Genomic DNA, 18,629 nt, shown 5'->3' on the forward strand with positions numbered 1-18,629 from the left:
CGTTAAAGCCTAAGGGTTGAAATTACTTTTCACTGTCCTTATTAAAGGGCTTATAGCTGAATTTTTGCCCGCCAACAGAAGCATCGGCCATTAATCCTGCTTTGGGAAGTGCAAAAACAGCTACACCATCTTTGTATTTGGCATTTACAGCCACTCCAGATTTTACAGCCACTGCAGAAGCACTTGCGGCAAATTGGAACTCACCATTTTTAAATTTGTTAAGTTCATCGTCATTTTCAAAGAAAATAACTTCAATTATCGCTTGTCCGCCAGCCTGAAGACCAACACTTATCTTCTTCAAATCAGCAATACCCTGAGCTTTACCGTTTTCATAAAGAATCCCGTTACCAGAGGCACCGCCAACAATAAAACCACCTTTTCCTACATTGGGAAAAATAACGTATCCGGCAGACTCATCAAAAAACTTTTGAAGACCGGCATCTCGCTCTATCAACATTTCCTTTGCACTTTTAACGTCTTCCATCAATTTATTAGTGTTCTTTTCCTGGGCGGATACTTTAGAACCCATTGTGATGGTAAGGCACAATATCAGTATTTTAAAAACTTTCATAAGGATATTTTTATTTTGTTAAACTTTCTTTATCCCAAAAATACCTTCATTTATATATAACGATTGTCACATTTAAAAAGAATATTAATGCAATAGATATACAGAGAAAAAAAGAGTAAAAAAAGTGAAACGCGAAGTAATGGTAAAGTATTCAAAAAATATAAATAGCTTTGTGAAAATTGTGTGTTTGCATTAAAAAAAGAATGAAATCAGTCAATCTTCTTTTTATATACACACATGATTTAAAAAAAAGAGGCCCAAATTTACACGCTGTAACTTATTTAAATACACGTAAGTGATGATTAGAAAAGGCACCAGAGTCTCCTGGAAATGCAATAATGGAACCGAAGAAGGAAAAGTGATAGATACTTTTACAAAAAAAGTGAAAAAGAACCTTGAAAGTGATGAAATGCTTGGTACTGAAAAAGTAAGCAATAAGGTTTTGTTGGTAGAGAAAGAAGATGGTTCCCGGATGATAAAGAAAGAAAGTGAAGTATTCCGTAAGAACTCCTGAAAAAATATAAATTGTGGGATGGGTGAAGAAGTTACAAAAGAGAAGCGGATTTGTACTCCTTACTTTTTTTCTGCTCCTGGTACTATCCAGGTTAGCTTTACCGTGGGTATTAAAACGGTATGTGAATCAGGTATTGAACCAATTACCGGGATATACAGGCAGTGTTTCAGATATTGATATTGCGCTCTATCGCGGAGCTTATCAAATTGAAGGTCTGAGGCTTATAGAAAAATCTGCCAAAACAGACGTACCTATGTTAGAAATACCCAATGTTGATATTTCTCTTGAGTGGCGATCTCTGTTCAAGGGTAAAGTGGTAAGTGAGATCATATTAGAGCGCCCCCGATTTATTTATGTTTTTGAAAATCAAAAAACGGTAAAAACTACTACCGAAACAGAAGATTGGAGTAGGGCATTGACTAATTTGGTGCCCATAAACATCAATAGTTTTACCGTGAACCAGGGTAAAATAGCCTTTGTTCAAATATCTGCAGATCCCAATATTGATTTGTATATTGATGATTTGTCTCTTTATGCCAGAAACTTAAGGAATGTGGTTCGTACAGGGGAGAAGTTGCCTTCTTCCGTCAAAGTCACCGGAACGAGTGTAGGAGAAGGAAAATTTAACCTGGAAGGTGATATGGATTTGGTTCGCAAAATACCTGATCTGGATATTTCCTTTTCATTAGAAAAAGGAGATGCTACCGCATTAAACCCCTTTATTAGGCATTATGCAGGTATCGACTTTAAAGGTGGTAAGTACAATGTTTTTGGTGAAATTGCTATTGCAGATGGGTTTCTTAAAGGATATGTCAAGCCTATTTTGGAGGATACCAAAATGATTGGAAAAGAAGATGGTTTTTTGGAAACCATTTGGGAAGGTTTCGTAGGCTTCTTTAAATTCATTTTTAAGAATAAATCGAAAAATACTTTAGCTACTAAAATACCTTTTGAAGGAAACCTCAATAAAGTCAAAACAAAAACCTTTCCAAGTATTATAAACATAGTGAAAAATGGTTGGATAAGAGCTTATGAAGGAAAAATTGACAATGATGTAAAATTTGAAGATATTAATCCATCGTCAAACTAATTTGTTAGCTTCCTTGTTTTTCTAATACTAGCCCGTTTCTGTATGGCTTTAAATGGTATAAAACTATTTTTATGGGGCATGCTTTTTAAAATTTTTCAGGTTACTCCTTTGTGTACATCTGTAACTTGTGAAGTGCATTATAACATCTTTAGGGTAAAGAAAAAAGGCTGTGAAAAAATAGTTTTCCGAACAATTTTTTGATTTGGCTCAGAGTTTAAACAGTAAAAGGGTTTGATATGCTTTTAATAATTGCGTATAAGAATAGAAGATGTCTAAACCATTAGACATCTCTACATTTAAAAACGTATTTTGAACAATGTACTGTAATTAATTATCTGCCTTTGCCCGCGTTGAGTGCATCATTTTCAAGCGCCATCCGTCTTCAGTATATACGGCCAACGCACTTTCCAGCCATTGTGCTTTTCCCACCAAAGTATCGGCACGTGTAAACTCAGCAAAATTGTGATATGCAATTTGAATAGACGTACCGTATTTATCAATAGAGATGTATTCCATTCTATTGGTTCTCTTTGGTCTGTCGGGTCGCGCCAACTGCTTACGCATATATGCTTTTATCCGGTTGTTGTCCCAAACTTCACCCTGCTCCAGAATGATAAAATTATCAGTATGATAGGTACTGATCTTGGTAGAATCTACACCTGCCCATAGATCATCAAAAGAACCCTGAATGAGATCTTTCGCAATTTGTATTTCTTCATCAGTAATTGACTGCTGATCATTATCAGTTTTTGGGACCTGGCAAGAGGTGAGTACTAGTGTAAGTATAAATAAGTATTTAATTAATTTCATTTTGAATAGTGTTAATTTTATTTTTACCTGTTCGTATATAATTTATGTCAAAAATAACAACTAGAATGAGTATGTACAACAGTGGTTAAAGCAATGATATTTTCAGTTTACCAGTTCGTATAAAATAACTGGATTTATATATTCATTTTAGTGTTTGTTATGATCTTTTATTTGTTTTCAAGGTGCTTAATCTTTTCTTTCAGTTCTTTTATTTCCTTGTTTTGCTCTATGAGATAAAGCGTCAGTTCTTCAATTTTCTGAAGCAGTTTGGCATTCATCTCACCTAGGTTTATCCCGTTCTTAGCTACCTCGGCTTTGTCTGGTATTTCAGGGAGGTGACCTTTCTCAGATATGTGTGCCTCTACGTCTTCGAGAGGTTTGAGATGGTAATCGTCCTCAAAAACAAAGTCCGGCCAGCCACTAACTTCGACTTTGATCTCCCTTGCTCCAATTGAACCCTCTACGGCCAGTTTATGAGTGCCCATAGCAGATGTTCCTATACCCACCTGGCCATTTCCCGTTATTCTCATACGTTCAGAGAATACGTCACCTGAATGATTTCTTGTGTAGAATAACATATCTACTACATTACCCCATACATCTGCAGATTGTGCATATATTCCAACAGATTTTTGGGTGCTGGAATGCATGTTCCCGGAATTGTCTAAGCTCATAGTCAGGCCAATCATTCTGTTATCATTTTCCTGGGGAGGATGTACTGATCTTATAATCAAGCTATTGGCCGTGTGGGCACTGGTGTATATCCCCGGATCATAAACCTCCAGCTTACCGTTGGGTGAAGCAGTTCCTATTCCTACATTATCGTTGGTACTTAGATTAGAACCATTATCTGTCCATTGCGCATTCACCGTTAAAAAAACAGTAAACAGGAAGAGAGAGAGAATACATTTTTTCATTAATCTTTATTTAAGTTATTAAAATGGGTCATGACTAGTTAATAAACATATCTTATCGTGTTTATTTTTCTTTCAAATATACTTTTTTGTAAGTTTAATAGAAAGAGTATTTTATCATAAGAACCTACTGTAAAGTATTTATGATATGTATTAGAACATAATTGATGCAGGAGTATATAGTTAATTTATATTCTTCATTCTTATTCGGTTTACATTAGAAACCAATAAAGGCAACCTTTTGGTTAATTTCACATCTAAAAAGAAAAAATGCCTAAAAAACTATGTATTTTTATACTCATAGCTCCTTTATTGATGGCTTTTCAATGTGAAGACGAGTTTGAAGAAAGGCCATTAGTATATAATGTTTATAAAACTAAGGTAACCCCGGGATCCCATTTTTCTGTTAACGATACCATCTGGATCACCGGAAGAGTTTCCTCCAACGCCTTTGACGAATCGATGAATGATTCTGTTTTTTCCAACTCTCCTCAAAAAGATGTATTTTCTATTTATAAATTCTTTGAACCAAATGATCTCTCGAATGTTAGAGATGCCATTAACCAGTTTACATTGGTTTTTGAAATAGGACAGTTTTCATTTCTTCCCGTATGTGAGAACGCTCAAATACAGGCGTTACCCGAACTTGAAAATAACAGTGGCCTGTACATCTATAAAATAGGACTAAGGCCTATCACTACAGGAGACTACGTTATTAGCTGGCAAAATGCCATAATTCAAAACTCAGACAGAAACGAATTTATTATAGACAATTATCCTATTGAAAATAATCCAGATCAAATAGGGTTTAACAGTTGTGGTAGCCTTTCCTGGAGGTTCTTGAATGAATCTGAAAAGGAGTACTATTTCAAGGTACAATAAAAAGAATTGTTTATACAAAATATGCCATACTTACATTAGAATTTCCTTATAAAAACATATCCTATACCATCCGGCTATAAGCCTTACTTAGTATTTCTCTTCATTTCAAGTACTTAATAAGCAGCATTGTATGAACACTGCTAGTACATTTAGTTATACACTGTGTACTTATATCTCTGTACACAACACATATGAATGTGTAAAAACTTTTCACTTACTAAATCTATATCTTACTTAAAAAGTAAGTTTTTGCATAAAAAATTAGTGTAATACCTGTATTTTTATAAGAGTATATATATGCTGGTTAATATTTAAAAAAAGCGAATCTAATTACAAAAAAGAAGAAACAAATGGAAACATTGAACAGCTTTACCCCAGGCTCAGAGAACGGAGAAATTACAGATAACCCGAGGCGCACATTATATGCAGCAGGAGTAAAACAGGAAGAAAATAGTGTTGGAAAAACTACTCAGGATGGGCAAATAGTCATGGAAAAAATATCTGCTCAAAAAGCGGAGATTGATCTGGAGGCCACTATTTGCGGTCTTATTGTGAGACAAATGCAGGAACACCCGGAACAGGTAGCGATTATAGACGGTGAGATCAAAATTGATTATAAACGCCTGATAAAAAGGGCAGGGGAGGTAGCCGGAGAACTCAGGAATCGTGGTGTAGAACCCGGGTCATTAGTCGGTGTATGTATGAACCGCTCCTGGGAACTGGTGGCAGCGTTACTGGGGGTAATGCAGTCAGGATGTGCCTATGTGCCACTGGACCCTGCGTATCCAAAAGGCCGGATACAATATATGTTAACCCATTCAAGGGCTGTTACGGCTATTGTAGATAATGACCATACTGCCAGCCTCTGTAGTGAATTGTGCGAATTGGTATGGATGAACAAAGTGGGTAAACATACAGATACTTCAATACGCGCCTCGGCAAACCACCTGGCCTATGTGATCTACACTTCCGGTTCAACGGGACGTCCCAAAGGAGTAGCTGTTGAACATAAAAGTGTGGTGGCTATGCACTGGGCTATGCGCGAGAAATTCAGTGATGAAGAGTTGAAAGGGGTATTTGCAGGGGCCTCTGTTTGTTTCGATACCTCGGTACTGGAAATTATGGGTACACTCTCCCTGGGAGGCACCATTATATTGGCTAAGAATGCGTTAGACCTAACCCGACTACCTGCAAAAGATGAGGTGAGAACTTGTGTAATGGTTGCATCAGCCATGCAGGCCTTACTGGCTGTCGAAAAACTCCCTAAAGGCCTGCAGTGTCTTGTCTTTGGCGGTGAGGCACTCAAGCGCTCACTTGTAGAGCAGGTGTATGCGCTAAAACCGGGGCTACGCATTCTAAATGCATATGGCCCTACCGAAGATACAGTGTATTCTACTATTGCCGAAGTGCCTCCGGGTACCGGTTTGGTTACCATTGGAAGGTCAGTACCCGGTTCTCGTGCGTATATTTTAGACGATGCTTTACAGCCGGTTGCCACCGGGGAAGCAGGAGAATTGTACTTAGCCGGAAACAAGCTGGCACGCGGATACCTGTACGACGCAGCGTTGACCAAAGAGCGCTTTATAGATAGGGAACCCAGTGCGTATATTCCCGATAAGCGATTGTACAAAACAGGCGATTTATGCCGCTGGACCGAAAATAGAGAGATCGAATTTCTAGGGCGTGCTGACCAGCAGGTAAAGATAAGAGGCTTTCGAATAGAACTGGAAGAAATTGAATCGGCACTGGAATCTATGCAGGGCATTAATGCCGCCGCAGCCGCAGCAATAGACGGAGATACAGGCCAAAAAATACTCGTGGTTTTTGTAGTAAGCAGCGATCAAACAATAACCGAGGCAAAGATCAAAACATATCTGTCAGAACGGCTCCCTAAATACATGGTTCCCCAGGTAGTAAGATATCTGGATGAACTACCGCTCTTACCGAATGATAAGCTAGATCGCAAAAAACTTATGGATCTGGAAAAAGAGGTGCGTTTGGAACAAAGTATTCATATTGCCAGCTATCCCAACGGTCATACAGATGGTTTGACAGGTGCAAATCATGAACAACAGGCCGCCATACTATTTACCATACAGCGTGAAGTGGCGGCACTGCTTAACCTGGGCGACATTACCAAGGTAGTACCCGATCACTCATTCGATGCGCTTGGTCTGGATTCGCTCTCTACACTGGAGTTCAGTCGCCGACTCTCCAAAGTATTGGGCAAAGAGGTATCGGCTCGTTCTATCCTGGAGCATTCTACACCAAACGCACTGGCTCAGTATATGTGCAGAATAACCGCAAGAGAAACAGATACTGTCTTTTCAGATACGCAGGGTAGTGTATTACAAGATACACTGGCCGGCTTTCAAACCAATATTCAGTTCAGTCACCCTACTTTTCAGGCTGCAAATGCACCCTCTTGGAGCGTTAATGATAAAAGTAAACTTGTACAGGAGCTCATTCGCATGGTGAACGATCACCGTAGAAACCCCTATGGTAAAGTATTGCGTACCGGAAGCTCTGCCAGAGGTATTGTGGAAGATACTTATCACCATGAAGAACAGGAAGCTATTATATGGTCAACCAATTTGTATTTTGGTCTGAACCGTGACCCGGAGATCATAGCAGAAGCTTCCAGAGCACTAAAGCACTTTGGTACCGGGATGGGTATTTCGGCAGCAGCGACCGGTATGACAAATCAGCACCAGGATTTTGAAAACGAGTTCGCCAATCTGGTTGGAAAGCCTGCAGCCTGTCTTTTTCCCACCGGGTACACCGCCAATCTGGGAGCAATATCAGGGCTTCTGGGAGAAAATGATGTAGTGGTTCTCGATCAGCTCTGTCACGCATCTATTGTAGATGGTGCTCGTCTCAGTGGGGCAACTATTAGGACATTTCGGCACAACAATGCATCAGACCTGGCGGCTGTTCTTAAAACTGAAGTATCTCCTTACCGCACGGTGCTGGTAGTACTGGAAAGCGTTTACAGCATGGGCGAAGGTACGGCACCCGTAGCCCAGATTGTACGTACCGCAAAAAAATACAATGCACTGGTATTAGTAGATGAGGCACACTCTTTCGGTTTTTATGGTGAAAGAGGTGCAGGTATTTGCGCCGCTCAGGGAGTTACCGAAGAAGTAGATTTTATCATGACCACCCTTAGTAAAGCTTTAGGGAGTATTGGCGGGGTGATTGCAGCCAGCCAGCAGCACATCGATCTGTTGAAGTCGTCTTCCAGAGCGTATATCTTTCAGGCATCCATTAGTCCGGCAGATATAGCTGCGGCACTAGCATCACTGCGACGACTTCGTTCTGACAATACCTTACGTGAGCAACTATGGGATATGACCCGATACATGCGCCGGCGATTTGAAGAAGAAGGATATGATCTGGGAACCGGAGACGGGCCTATCGTCACGCCTCATTTTAAAGATAAAGACAAATTGTATGCAATAGTACAGAGTTTGTATAAACGTGGGGTCCAAACGCTGGCCGTGACCTATCCTATAGTCGAAATGGGTCGTGGCCGTTTGAGACTCATTTGCTCTGCTGCACATACCCGGGAAGATATTGACAAAACTCTGGAAGCTCTCAAGGAAGCAGAACGTGAAGTAGATGAGCAGTTTGCAGTGGCTCATAAAGAAACAAGAGATAAAGATATGAAACGCACAGATATCGAAGGCTGGGCCCATACGTTTACGGCCTTCCTTAAAGAATGGATAGCTCAGGCTTCTTTTCCAACCCCCAACCTCGCTATATCAGTACGTGTTTCTGAAACGTCTGAACCTGTCACCATTTTAATAAAAGATGGAAACGTAACGCAAGATACACTTAAAGAACACAATGTACCCGTTTGTTCACTGCTCCTTACCGAAAGAGATGTAGTTACCGCTTTGCAGTATTTTGATGTTCAGGGGTTACTTTATAGTATTAGTGAGGGAACCTGTGTATTACAAGGCCAGGTAGAACCTTTTATATGGTTTGTAGCGCGAATGGTGGACAAGTGTTAGAGCACTTCTTATTCTGTTTGATGGGAGGAGGGGTACGATCAACTCTCTCCATAGTAAAATTTGCCAGATAGTCATACCTTTATTATCTGTCAAAATATCAGAGTATATATATTAAAAAATACATATGACTAACTGCCATATGAAGGTATTTTAGTATTTGTTATTTTTAGTAATAGAGTAGAGCGAATATCAAACTATCTGATTTTTAATGCTATATTTTAAAAATCATTGCATCACCTGTAAAGTAGTTTACTAAGGATGTAATACATTAAGAAACATTATTAAAATCTTTAGCTTTTTACTTACTTGTTAAATTATTTTCTAAAGGTGTTTTGGCATATATGTTGACTGAATCATGAAATTATAAATTTAAAACCATGATCATGACAAGATTTATTACGGGATGCTTAGTACTATTTACTACCCTAAGTATGGCTCAGGAAACGCAAGAAAACTTTTTAATAGAAAAAGGAACCTGGAGTTTAGAAGGTGATTTTTCGATCACTACCGAAAAGGTTGAAGATTTGATTATTGATGATGTCGTTAACGATGAATTCAATTTCATAATTTTACCAAAAATTGGTTATGCAGTTAGTGACAATCTGCTTCTGGGTTTAGGTTTAGGATATGAGTATTCAGAAGGTAGTTTTAAAAGTCAGGAACCATCCTTTGATAACGAAGTAGAGTCTAATGCTTTCATTGTCTTTTCATATATAAAGAAATTTATTCCTGTTGGTAAAAAACTCGCTTTTCACATACAGGGTGAAATTAATTATTCACAAGGCAATAGCGACTTTAACAGTAATGGTTTTGAAAGCAAATCAAAAATTAAAACCTTCTTTATTGGGGCCAGGCCAGGTATAACGTATGGATTGTCTAAAAACCTTTTAATTCATGCTAACTTTGGCTCTTTAGGTTATAATAATACTAGAAGAGAATCGGATGGAGAAAATACTTTTGAAAACAATTTTTTTGAGTTTAACCTTCGTTCTTCCAGTTTGCGATTTGGCTTTGCGGTACTCTTGTAAACCAATAAGGTAAAATCGGTAAAGGTATTCAGGTATTTTTATTGTACAGTTCACCATGATATTTGGAGAGATCCTGTAACCCGGGTTGCAGGATCTTTGACTGCTGCTGCTATAAAATCCGGTTTCTGAAGATACTTGTTAAAAACAAAAGCAAAAACCTTCTTTTCCCCGGGTTTCCTGAAGTCGGGGTACCTTTTCAAGTATCTTTTTTCCCTGAAAATACATGATGGGTAATAAGGAAAAAACCAGGATAGCTCCTGCAAAATACTTAAAACTCATAACAAGAGTTAGTTATACAATATAACATTCCATCATCAGTAAAAACTGTAAGAGAGTTGCTAAAGAAACTGTTTTCTATATGTACGAAAAAAAGGGTTAATAATTATATTTAGACGAGTAGTTTTACGTTTTTATGAATAGCCGTATTCATTAGTTAACATGGGACAGGTCTTACTAAAAATCATTTTTAAAAATGTAGAACCCGTTAAGAGTAAACAGAAAAAACAATTTGTATATCAAATTAAAAATCAATAAAACACCATGAAAAAAAGTATCATTTGTATAGCTTTATTAGGACTCATCTCCATAAGTAACGCCCAACAAACCGTAGAAGGAATAGATTTTCGAAAAGAGGATGTAAGTTACAACCCCAATGGGGTACACGAATCTCATTTATACCAATTGAATAGGTTATCCCTCGCTCTTAAATCAGAAAATAATGCGTTTAGGATTGAGGACTGGCGCCTGGGAAGCAGTAATATAAAAACCCTTTTATCGGTAAATCTTAATGGAGACATTGGAGTAGGTGTATCAAATGCCAATCAAAAACTACAAATATTTAATCCGTTGCCATTTAATCCTAATTATGGGGATGCCTCCCAGGATCATATCTCTTTATTATCCAATGATCCTGGAATGGGTAATTACTTCGGTGGTATTACATGGAAGTCCTCCGATGGCAGGAGAAGAGCTGCTATCACGGCTACAAGAGAAAATATAGATACAGATTTTGTAGGGATAGCCTTTTTTACTCAGGGTACAGATGGGCCGGGGCCTATGTATGAAAGCATGAGGATTACAAGAAATGGGAACGTTGGTATCGGGACAAAGAATCCTGATATGAAATTAACCGTAAAAGGGAAAATTCATGCAGAAGAGGTAAAAATAGATCTGAATGTTCCTGCTCCGGATTATGTTTTTAAAGAAAATTATCCTTTGCGTAGTATTGAGGAGGTGGAAGCCTTTATTAAAGAGAATAGTCATTTGCCAGAAATACCATCGGCAAAAGAGTTTGAAGAAAACGGCATAATGCTGGCACAAATGAATTTGGATCTGCTGAAAAAGATAGAAGAACTTACACTTTACCTCATCAAACAGAATAAAGAAATTAAAAAGCTGAAAGAAAAAGTTCAGGAACTTGAAAATCAATAATGTAGTTGCCTTGAGGTATTCCTGGGTGGCTAATGAAATTCAACAAAGTCAGTATGATGGAGGATGTATCAGATAATATATACCTATGGAAAAAATAGAACTATCAGAGTTTTTAAATAAGTTAAATTATAAATCCAGTATCAAAAAAGACCGGGTTATTATTAACCTTGGCTTAGGATTGGTTTGTGAAGTAAAAAAAGATACTAAAGATTCCTTTGTTGTCTATGGGCGATTAAAAGGCTGGAATTTTTTGACAGGACTTTTTAGCGTACGCGTAGAGATGCTTATGGTGTATGTGTCTTTTTGGTTACTTTTTATTACCCTCTTATACTACCTATACGGGCTGCCCGATTTTATACCGGAATTTATCATCCTGTTGATTTTAGGATTAACCATACTCTGGAGTGTATTTTACCTTATTCGATTTTATACGTTTAAACTCTATTGGAAAGCTGGATACTAAATAGACAGCGTAAAAACTAAAGCTGTATTTACGGTTCAACTCACAAAAGGCTTTCTGTATAGGGAAGCCTTTTTTAATTGGGTGGTTTACTGTCATGCTTTATGCTTACGGATATCTGTAAGCGTATAGACTATTGTTTTAATACTTTGCACTATAAGGCATGTATTTCAATAACAAATTTACGTATATACTGTTTTTGTAAGTTTAAAAGATGGGTTTTTAATATATTACGCTGCTTTTTATGTATTATGTCGAAACACATCTTATCTGCATACCTGCCATTTAGAACTAAGAAAACTAAAAACCAAAATAAGATCATAATCAACGTAGTAAAGTGGGTGTGTCAAAAAAAATTAAAACAAACTTTCTTTACATATAAATTAAATATTAACTTTATTCCATATGCAGGAAATGCTGTATGTTTATTATTTAATACGTATTAAAAATGATCACTTCCACCCCTAATGACTTCATAGATAAAGCCGGAGACCGGATACAATTACCTTTGCAGTTTGATGCATCCGAAATGTTAGAGGACCTTAAGATATTTAAAGATGCTAATTTTGTATATTATGATGTAGTTCCCTTAAGGGCTCCTGCACATCTGGTAGATTCTACGCTGCCATTCCCACCGCCGGCTGAAAACTATGCCGATGGTACCTGGACAGACTGGATGGATACCCCTACCTTAAAAAAATGCCCTTCCTTAATAAAGGTTATAGATACCTTTAAAGAACATGCCACCGTAAACTTGGTACGGTTATTACGCTTAGCTCCCAATTCGGTAGTAGAAGAACATGTTGATCCTACTCTGGGGATACATATAGAAGAATCTATGGTCAGGTTAACCATCCCCATTCAAACCAATGACCAGGTTGAATTTTATCTCAATAATGAAATCGTACCCATGAAACCGGGAGAATGCTGGTACCTAAAACTAACCGATCCTCATAAAGTGATCAATAACGGGCCTACAGAAAGAGTTAATTTAACTATCGACGTAATACCTAACGCCTGGGTGCGGTCCATGATATTTGGGAACTAAATCCTTTTTTTACCGGTATTTTATATTTTCTGGTCTGAATACGTAATTAAACAGCTTACAAACGGTACGTTAACGACAATCTGTAAGATATTCTTATCGTATGCCTGATGGACAAGGCAATTTTATAGTTAAAAAACAATGGCTTTAGCGCTATTGTATATATTTTTATCACTTCACAAGAGTTGGGGCCGCAGCCACAGCTGAAATTAAAAAAGTAAACTGCATGATAAAACTGTTTTTAAGACTTAAACACTGGCAATTGTTTTTGTTATTATTGGGCGTTCCCTTACTTTTTCAATTTTATGTCATGTTTGCTCTGCTCTGGAACCTAAAAACCGATCCAAACCCTACGAATGAAAGTGTACTGAACTTTTTTGAAGTGTTCCCATTGGTAATGATACTCTTTACCGGAGTTTTTTTTGGTTGGTTTTGGTCAATAGCATTGGGCCTGAAAGAAAAAATACCGGCAGAAATAAAAATGAAAACCACCCGGTTTAAGATCTTTTTCTTTATTCCGCTGGTGTATATAGTTTCTTTAATGATCTATTTGGGTAATATTTTTAGCGGATTACAGGTAGATGATGCATTTGAAGCAGGTAGTTGGATCGTTGTAGTCATAGTACCTTTACATTTATTTTCCATGTTTTGTATGTTTCACACCATGTATTTTGTTGCCAAAACCATAAAAACTGCAGAATTACAACGAAAAGCAGGATTTGGAGATTTTGTTGTGGAGTTCTTTTTATTATGGATTTATTTTATCGGGATCTGGATCATACAACCCAGGATAAATAAGCTGGCTGCAGTGTAGAAAAAATACACCTGAATGCAAAGTGCATCGTAGCAATTGCACAATGTATAAAGAGGTTACGTATCGTAATAAGCCCAATGGCATTTTTACGCACCGGTAAATAGTCACGCCATTCCTATTTAAGAAATCCGTATATTTAAACTCCGGTTTTGTCATGGTAAAATCCTGATCGGCTACCGGCATACATTGTGAAGCAACCCTTTTTATTTATATTCGTCATTTTTCTTCTGGCTCCCATATTTGCTTTTTCGCAATTGTCCGTGGAAGACCATCTAGGTATGGAAAACCTGAACAGCCCTAAAGTTTTTGGATCGCAACTCCTTTTTGTAAAAACCACCAAAGAGCAATGGGACGGAAAAACCACGTCTTCTATTATTCTGGCCGATAGAAAAGAGAAAGACCAGGTGCAACTTACCCAAAACGAATACGATTATGATCCTCAATGGTCGCCAGATGGTAAGTATGTTTCCTTTATTTCCTATCGTGATAACCTGCAACAGATCTACATTCTTCCTAAAAATGGAGGAGTCCCTCAAAAAGTATCTAATGCCCAGGCGTATATATCGCATTACCGGTGGTTGGATAATGAGACCATTGCCTATGTAGATGACGAGCCCAGAGACAGCCTTATCGTTGCTAAAGAACAAGAAAATGGAGGCGGTTATGTAGCAGGTACCGAATTTTATACCAATGCACTCTGGACCTATGATATCACATCTGGCAAAACGAAAAAAATTACTGATGGGACTTATAGAATTGTTGAATTTGATATCAGCACCCATGGCAACTATCTTGCTCTTGTAGGTGCCAAAAACTATGACACTTATGAATGGATCGTAAACAGTTGGGTAGAAGTTATCGATATTGAAAACGGGAACTCGGTTTATAAATTCCGTAATGGTAATGCCTTTACCACTCCGGTGTTTTCACCTGACGGACAAAAACTAGCCTTTGTGGCAAGTACGGAAGGCTATGCTTCCAATGATGGGTTGTTTATGGCCCACCTTAGTACAGGTAATACACAAAATCTAACCTATGAATTTGATCCTACCATTCAAAAAATACAATGGATAGACAATCAGACGATTAGTTTCTCCACTCCTAAAAATGGTTATACGGGGATATACAAGGTTGGTCTCAATGGTGATATTCATAATATGCTATCTCCCTTTTGGGTGATTTACGATTATCAATTGGAAGGCCGAGAGATCTTTTTTACTGCTTCGCGAAGCTCAAAGACAAATCAATTATACACGTTACCTATTGGGCAAAAACCTGAAAAGGCGTTACAACTTACCCAACTGAATCCTGAACTTAATGATAAAATTAAAACATCCAGCAGCACTTTGGAGTATTTAAGCAAAGATGGTACCAACGTACAGGGAATAGTCACCTATCCGCCGGAATACGATCGTTCCACGACCTATCCTCTTATGGTTATTCCGCACGGTGGCCCCGATGCAGTAGTTTTAGATGATTTTAACTGGATGGGACAATTTTTTGCAGACAACGGTTATGTGGTTTTTCAACCCAATTTTCGGGGCAGTATAGGCTATGGCAGAGACTTTTATGCGGGTAACAGAAATGCATTTGGGCAAACCGATCTTGAAGATATTATGGCGGGGGTTAACAAATTAATTGAACTAAAAATAGCCGATGCTGATAGAATGATCATAGGCGGTTGGAGCTATGGCGGGTATATGGCCAATTGGGCCATTACACAAACCAACGCTTTCAAAGCCGCTATAAGCGTAGCGGGGGTGTCAAATTTGGTAAGCCTGTATGGTCAACATGAGTTTAGTAACCGAAAAATTGGTATTTGGGAATATAGGTCCATCCCTATAGATAATGTTGAGAACTACCGGAAAGCTTCTCCTGTGTTTTTTGTTAAAAAAGCAGAAACACCACTTCTTATTTTACACGGGGCCAATGATACCCGAAGCCCCACATTACAGGCCTGGGAAATGTATCGTGCCATGAAAGATGCCGGTAAAGAAGTGAAAATGATTATTTATCCGCGTGCCGGACATAGCATTGGTAATCCTCTTCAGTTTAAAAGTGTATTGGCTAACTGGTTAGAGTGGGCCAATGAAAAAATCGGAAGGATCTGATTTTATACCAGTCGTAAAAAAGTTTTCCGTTACAAAGTGTAATGGAAACAATAGCTACTCTTCTTATTCAATTACCGGTATATCAATAAACGATATCTTATTTTCATTTCTAAATATACTATAAGTGGGTGTTCCTTCAGGAGGTACCCGGTCAAAAGTATCCTTATCAGCACCGGCTATGGCAATCCGAAGCGCATGCCCTTTTTTAATACGTACAGAAGTGGGCCATAGTTTAAATGTAATTTCTTCAACCACATGCTCTTTCATAGGTGCAGCATCTTCTTTTTTAAAGGAATGGTAAGGTACCTCTCCAAATACAGGGTCTTTTGAGAGTTTTCGGTGTTCCAGCAGCAGCCCGCCTTCAGTAATATAGGTACTGTTGCCGTTTTCATCAACCGTTTCCAGATATACAAAAAGGGCTCCTTCTTTATGAGTTGATGATACTTGTAACGATACCACAGGAGTTCCGGTAATCTGAAGATCTTTGGTAAGTGGAGAAGTGGTATAGGTCAATAGTAAAGAGTCATTTGCATTTCGCTGGTTCAGGCCCAAAACATGCTTTCCCATTTGTGTGGCCCATCGGTTATGAGTTCCCGTAGAGGCCGAAAAATCTACCGTATATGTGTCATACCCTTTTGTTTCTTTTGGAGCAGAAGAGCCGAGTACCCCATTAGCCTGTAAAAACCATTTTTTACGCGATTGTCCGGCCGGGGGCCATACCATTGATTCTTTAAAGGTCTCTTCCCCCAAATTGTAGTAGGTAATAGTGGGCTGTTTTTCATATCCGTTAGGTGTGTTTTTCAGATAATGATCAAAAAAATCGAGTTGTAACTGCAGTTGTTCCTGTACGCCGGGAACCGGTGCTATGGGGGTATCACTCACTACAAACGGACTCGCATGCGAGTCTCCTCCGTGTGAAGTGGCCATCATGACTACTTTTTGCGGGTTTTTAAAGTGTTTTAGTCGCATTAAGGTACCTTCTGCCGTTCCGGCATCCATCCAACTGGTGAGTACCAGCATGGGTACCTGCGATTCGGAGATCTCTTTTCGCCAGTATATCGGGTCGCATTCGGCATAGGTATAGTCTCCGAATTTAGAATCCCGATAAGGTGCTTTACGGGTATTTTCAAGTACAATGGGGTTATTGGCATGTTCCTTAATTGCTTCTTCCGGGATACGATCGGTTACACGACGCACTCCCGCTTCCAGTACCTCCGTGGCATTCTGATCGAGTAAATTTACGTATTGGCTCCATGTAGCTATAAAACCGGTAGCCAGCATGCCGTAAGGCCATACCGGACTTTTATACAAGTTAAAATCAGACCACCCGGGCACCACCGCTTTTACTGCGGGATGTCCTGTGGCACACAACAGTTCTGCTGTAGTGCCTGAATATGAAGTGCCATAGGCCCCCACCAAACCATTGGACCACGACTGGTTTACCACCCAGTCTATTATATACCTGGCGTCGCGCACCTCTAAAGGGGTGTATTCCCCGGGGCGTACACCATAAGAAGCTCCGGTTCCGCGTACATCTATTTTTACAATGATATAGTTATTCGCGAGGAAAAAAAGATCGCGTTCATCAAATAATAATTGCGGTTGTCCGGTTTCAGGATCTTCGGAAGCTCTCCAATAGCGGGTAAATTCAAGAAGTGCCGGCAATTGCTGATCCTGGTATTCTTTTGGGAAATATACATCTACCGCCAGTTGGGTTCCGTTAACCGCAGGAACATAAAAAGATTGTGAGTTGGCCATATACGTATCGGTCTCCAGATCTTGTGCCTGCCCTAAAGCCTGCCCCAGTACAAACAGTACTATAAGTAAATTAATGTATTTCATTTTTCTGGTATTCAGGTAGTTATTAAAAGCCTCGTGTTTATAAACACAGGGCTAAAAGTAATACATGCCAACAACTTAAAATTGTAAAAAATAAAACCTTGTTGCTGTTATTTTTCTTGTGAAAGACAGTTTTCCGTCATGAATTGTATAAATATGTATTTAGTTTTTATCTATAAGTAACAACCTAACCTGTCTTTGTAGTTCTTCAATTTCTCCTTGTTGCTTTGCGATTGTATTGCTCTGAGACTTCAATTTCTTTTCCTGTTGTATTGTATAAAGAGTAAGTTCTTCAATTTTCTGAAGTAATTTAGCATCCATTTCGCCCAAAAAGATCCCGTTGACTTCTACCTCTTCTGCACTGGGGATATCTTTTAAATGGCCGTTTTCCTTTATATATTGTTCCACTTCATTAAGAGTAGGCAGGGGATAATCTTCTTCAAACACAAAGTCAGACCATCCGGTTTCTACTTTAATTTCTTTAGCTCTTATATTTCCATTTACTGCCAGTTTCCAAAGGCCTGGGGAAAGGGTACCTATACCTACATTTCCATCATCTGCCTCAATGATCATACTTTCCTGCCCACCGCCTATGGCAAAGATTAGTGAATTAAAGTTTCCGTTTTCTCCATTGGTAGAACGTATATAGGCACGGTCTGTACCTCCTACGGTTTCTAAAAACTTAATTTTGTGGGTTCGGCTAAGAGCAATATCGCCGTTTACTTCCAGCCGGGAGACCGGAGTGGATGTCCCAATCCCGACATTGCCATTATCCAGTATATCAAAAAACCGGTGATACGTTCCGTCGTTCCAGTATATGGATAATGGATTATTGATATCAAAAGATGATCTTGGACCACTAAAATGCCAGAATCCTACACGGTTTCTCAGGTTAAAACTTGCTGAGGTACTATCTAGCTGTTCGGCCGTGTAAAAGGTTGGGTATTGTTGAGCATGTACTCCTAAAAGTATAAACAGTGTAAGTATGAGAGCAGTTGTAGTTTTTGTTTGCATAATAAAGTGTAATGTTTATCAAATTGGGTTTATATATATGTAATATAATTAAAAAACCTATTGTAATAAAAATTCTTTTATAGAGTTATG

At 38.6% G+C, this 18,629-nt stretch carries 16 protein-coding genes; 10 read left to right on the forward strand and 6 right to left on the reverse strand.

Annotation, left to right across the window (positions count from 1 at the left end; all coding sequences use genetic code 11):
- Positions 1 to 22: 22 nt before the first annotated feature.
- A complete protein-coding gene (locus tag WAO84_RS10655; protein ID WP_340065668.1) occupies positions 23 to 571 on the reverse strand; it encodes a lipid-binding SYLF domain-containing protein in 549 nt (182 codons plus the stop codon).
- Positions 572 to 869: 298 nt separating this feature from the next.
- Here WAO84_RS10655 and WAO84_RS10660 point away from each other — a divergent pair, with 298 nt between their 5' ends.
- Both WAO84_RS10660 and WAO84_RS10665 read left to right on the forward strand, forming a co-directional pair.
- Positions 870 to 1,085 carry an HVA1 family protein gene (locus tag WAO84_RS10660; protein WP_340065756.1) on the forward strand — a complete coding sequence of 72 codons (216 nt, stop codon included), beginning with the start codon at positions 870 to 872 and terminating at the stop codon, positions 1,083 to 1,085.
- 22 nt (positions 1,086 to 1,107) lie between these two features.
- On the forward strand, positions 1,108 to 2,175 hold the full coding sequence (locus WAO84_RS10665; protein WP_340065669.1) for a DUF748 domain-containing protein: 1,068 nt from the start codon (positions 1,108 to 1,110) through the stop codon (positions 2,173 to 2,175).
- Between the two features lie 327 nt (positions 2,176 to 2,502).
- On the opposite strand, the gene WAO84_RS10670 is transcribed toward WAO84_RS10665, so the two are convergent.
- Both WAO84_RS10670 and WAO84_RS10675 read right to left on the reverse strand, forming a co-directional pair.
- The gene (locus tag WAO84_RS10670) at positions 2,503 to 2,985 is read right to left on the reverse strand and encodes a nuclear transport factor 2 family protein (protein WP_340065671.1); all 483 of its coding nucleotides are present in this window, start codon (positions 2,983 to 2,985) and stop codon (positions 2,503 to 2,505) included.
- 167 nt (positions 2,986 to 3,152) lie between these two features.
- Positions 3,153 to 3,902 (reverse strand): BAR domain-containing protein, encoded by a 750-nt coding sequence (locus WAO84_RS10675; protein WP_340065672.1) that lies wholly within the window; start codon positions 3,900 to 3,902, stop codon positions 3,153 to 3,155.
- 267 nt (positions 3,903 to 4,169) lie between these two features.
- Here WAO84_RS10675 and WAO84_RS10680 point away from each other — a divergent pair, with 267 nt between their 5' ends.
- The 3 genes from WAO84_RS10680 to WAO84_RS10690 all read left to right on the forward strand — a co-directional run bounded on the left by WAO84_RS10680 (position 4,170) and on the right by WAO84_RS10690 (position 9,825).
- On the forward strand, positions 4,170 to 4,781 hold the full coding sequence (locus WAO84_RS10680) for a hypothetical protein (RefSeq protein ID WP_340065673.1): 612 nt from the start codon (positions 4,170 to 4,172) through the stop codon (positions 4,779 to 4,781).
- Between the two features lie 350 nt (positions 4,782 to 5,131).
- Positions 5,132 to 8,797 (forward strand): amino acid adenylation domain-containing protein, encoded by a 3,666-nt coding sequence (locus tag WAO84_RS10685; RefSeq protein ID WP_340065675.1) that lies wholly within the window; start codon positions 5,132 to 5,134, stop codon positions 8,795 to 8,797.
- 383 nt (positions 8,798 to 9,180) lie between these two features.
- Positions 9,181 to 9,825, forward strand: a complete 645-nt coding sequence (locus WAO84_RS10690; RefSeq protein ID WP_340065677.1) for a hypothetical protein — start codon at positions 9,181 to 9,183, stop codon at positions 9,823 to 9,825.
- Positions 9,826 to 9,963: 138 nt separating this feature from the next.
- Here the strand turns inward: WAO84_RS10690 and WAO84_RS10695 are convergent, their stop codons facing one another.
- The gene (locus tag WAO84_RS10695; protein ID WP_340065679.1) at positions 9,964 to 10,104 is read right to left on the reverse strand and encodes a hypothetical protein; all 141 of its coding nucleotides are present in this window, start codon (positions 10,102 to 10,104) and stop codon (positions 9,964 to 9,966) included.
- Between the two features lie 261 nt (positions 10,105 to 10,365).
- Between WAO84_RS10695 and WAO84_RS10700 the strand changes: the two genes are divergently transcribed.
- The 5 genes from WAO84_RS10700 to WAO84_RS10720 all read left to right on the forward strand — a co-directional run bounded on the left by WAO84_RS10700 (position 10,366) and on the right by WAO84_RS10720 (position 15,686).
- On the forward strand, positions 10,366 to 11,256 hold the full coding sequence (locus tag WAO84_RS10700; protein WP_340065682.1) for a vacuolar protein sorting family 37 protein: 891 nt from the start codon (positions 10,366 to 10,368) through the stop codon (positions 11,254 to 11,256).
- Positions 11,257 to 11,341: 85 nt separating this feature from the next.
- Positions 11,342 to 11,719 carry a hypothetical protein gene (locus tag WAO84_RS10705; protein WP_340065684.1) on the forward strand — a complete coding sequence of 126 codons (378 nt, stop codon included), beginning with the start codon at positions 11,342 to 11,344 and terminating at the stop codon, positions 11,717 to 11,719.
- A 445-nt stretch (positions 11,720 to 12,164) separates the two neighbouring features.
- On the forward strand, positions 12,165 to 12,764 hold the full coding sequence (locus WAO84_RS10710; protein ID WP_340065687.1) for an aspartyl/asparaginyl beta-hydroxylase domain-containing protein: 600 nt from the start codon (positions 12,165 to 12,167) through the stop codon (positions 12,762 to 12,764).
- A 223-nt stretch (positions 12,765 to 12,987) separates the two neighbouring features.
- Positions 12,988 to 13,575, forward strand: coding sequence for a hypothetical protein (locus WAO84_RS10715; RefSeq protein ID WP_340065689.1), 588 nt, complete (start codon positions 12,988 to 12,990; stop codon positions 13,573 to 13,575).
- A gap of 278 nt (positions 13,576 to 13,853) precedes the next feature.
- Positions 13,854 to 15,686, forward strand: coding sequence for a S9 family peptidase (locus WAO84_RS10720; protein ID WP_340065691.1), 1,833 nt, complete (start codon positions 13,854 to 13,856; stop codon positions 15,684 to 15,686).
- A 63-nt stretch (positions 15,687 to 15,749) separates the two neighbouring features.
- Here the strand turns inward: WAO84_RS10720 and WAO84_RS10725 are convergent, their stop codons facing one another.
- A complete protein-coding gene (locus WAO84_RS10725; RefSeq protein ID WP_340065693.1) occupies positions 15,750 to 17,528 on the reverse strand; it encodes a CocE/NonD family hydrolase in 1,779 nt (592 codons plus the stop codon).
- Between the two features lie 159 nt (positions 17,529 to 17,687).
- Positions 17,688 to 18,539, reverse strand: coding sequence for a hypothetical protein (locus WAO84_RS10730; RefSeq protein ID WP_340065694.1), 852 nt, complete (start codon positions 18,537 to 18,539; stop codon positions 17,688 to 17,690).
- Positions 18,540 to 18,629 lie beyond the last annotated feature (90 nt).

The sequence above is a fragment of the Ascidiimonas aurantiaca genome (assembly GCF_037646345.1).
Taxonomy (GTDB): domain Bacteria; phylum Bacteroidota; class Bacteroidia; order Flavobacteriales; family Flavobacteriaceae; genus Ascidiimonas; species Ascidiimonas aurantiaca.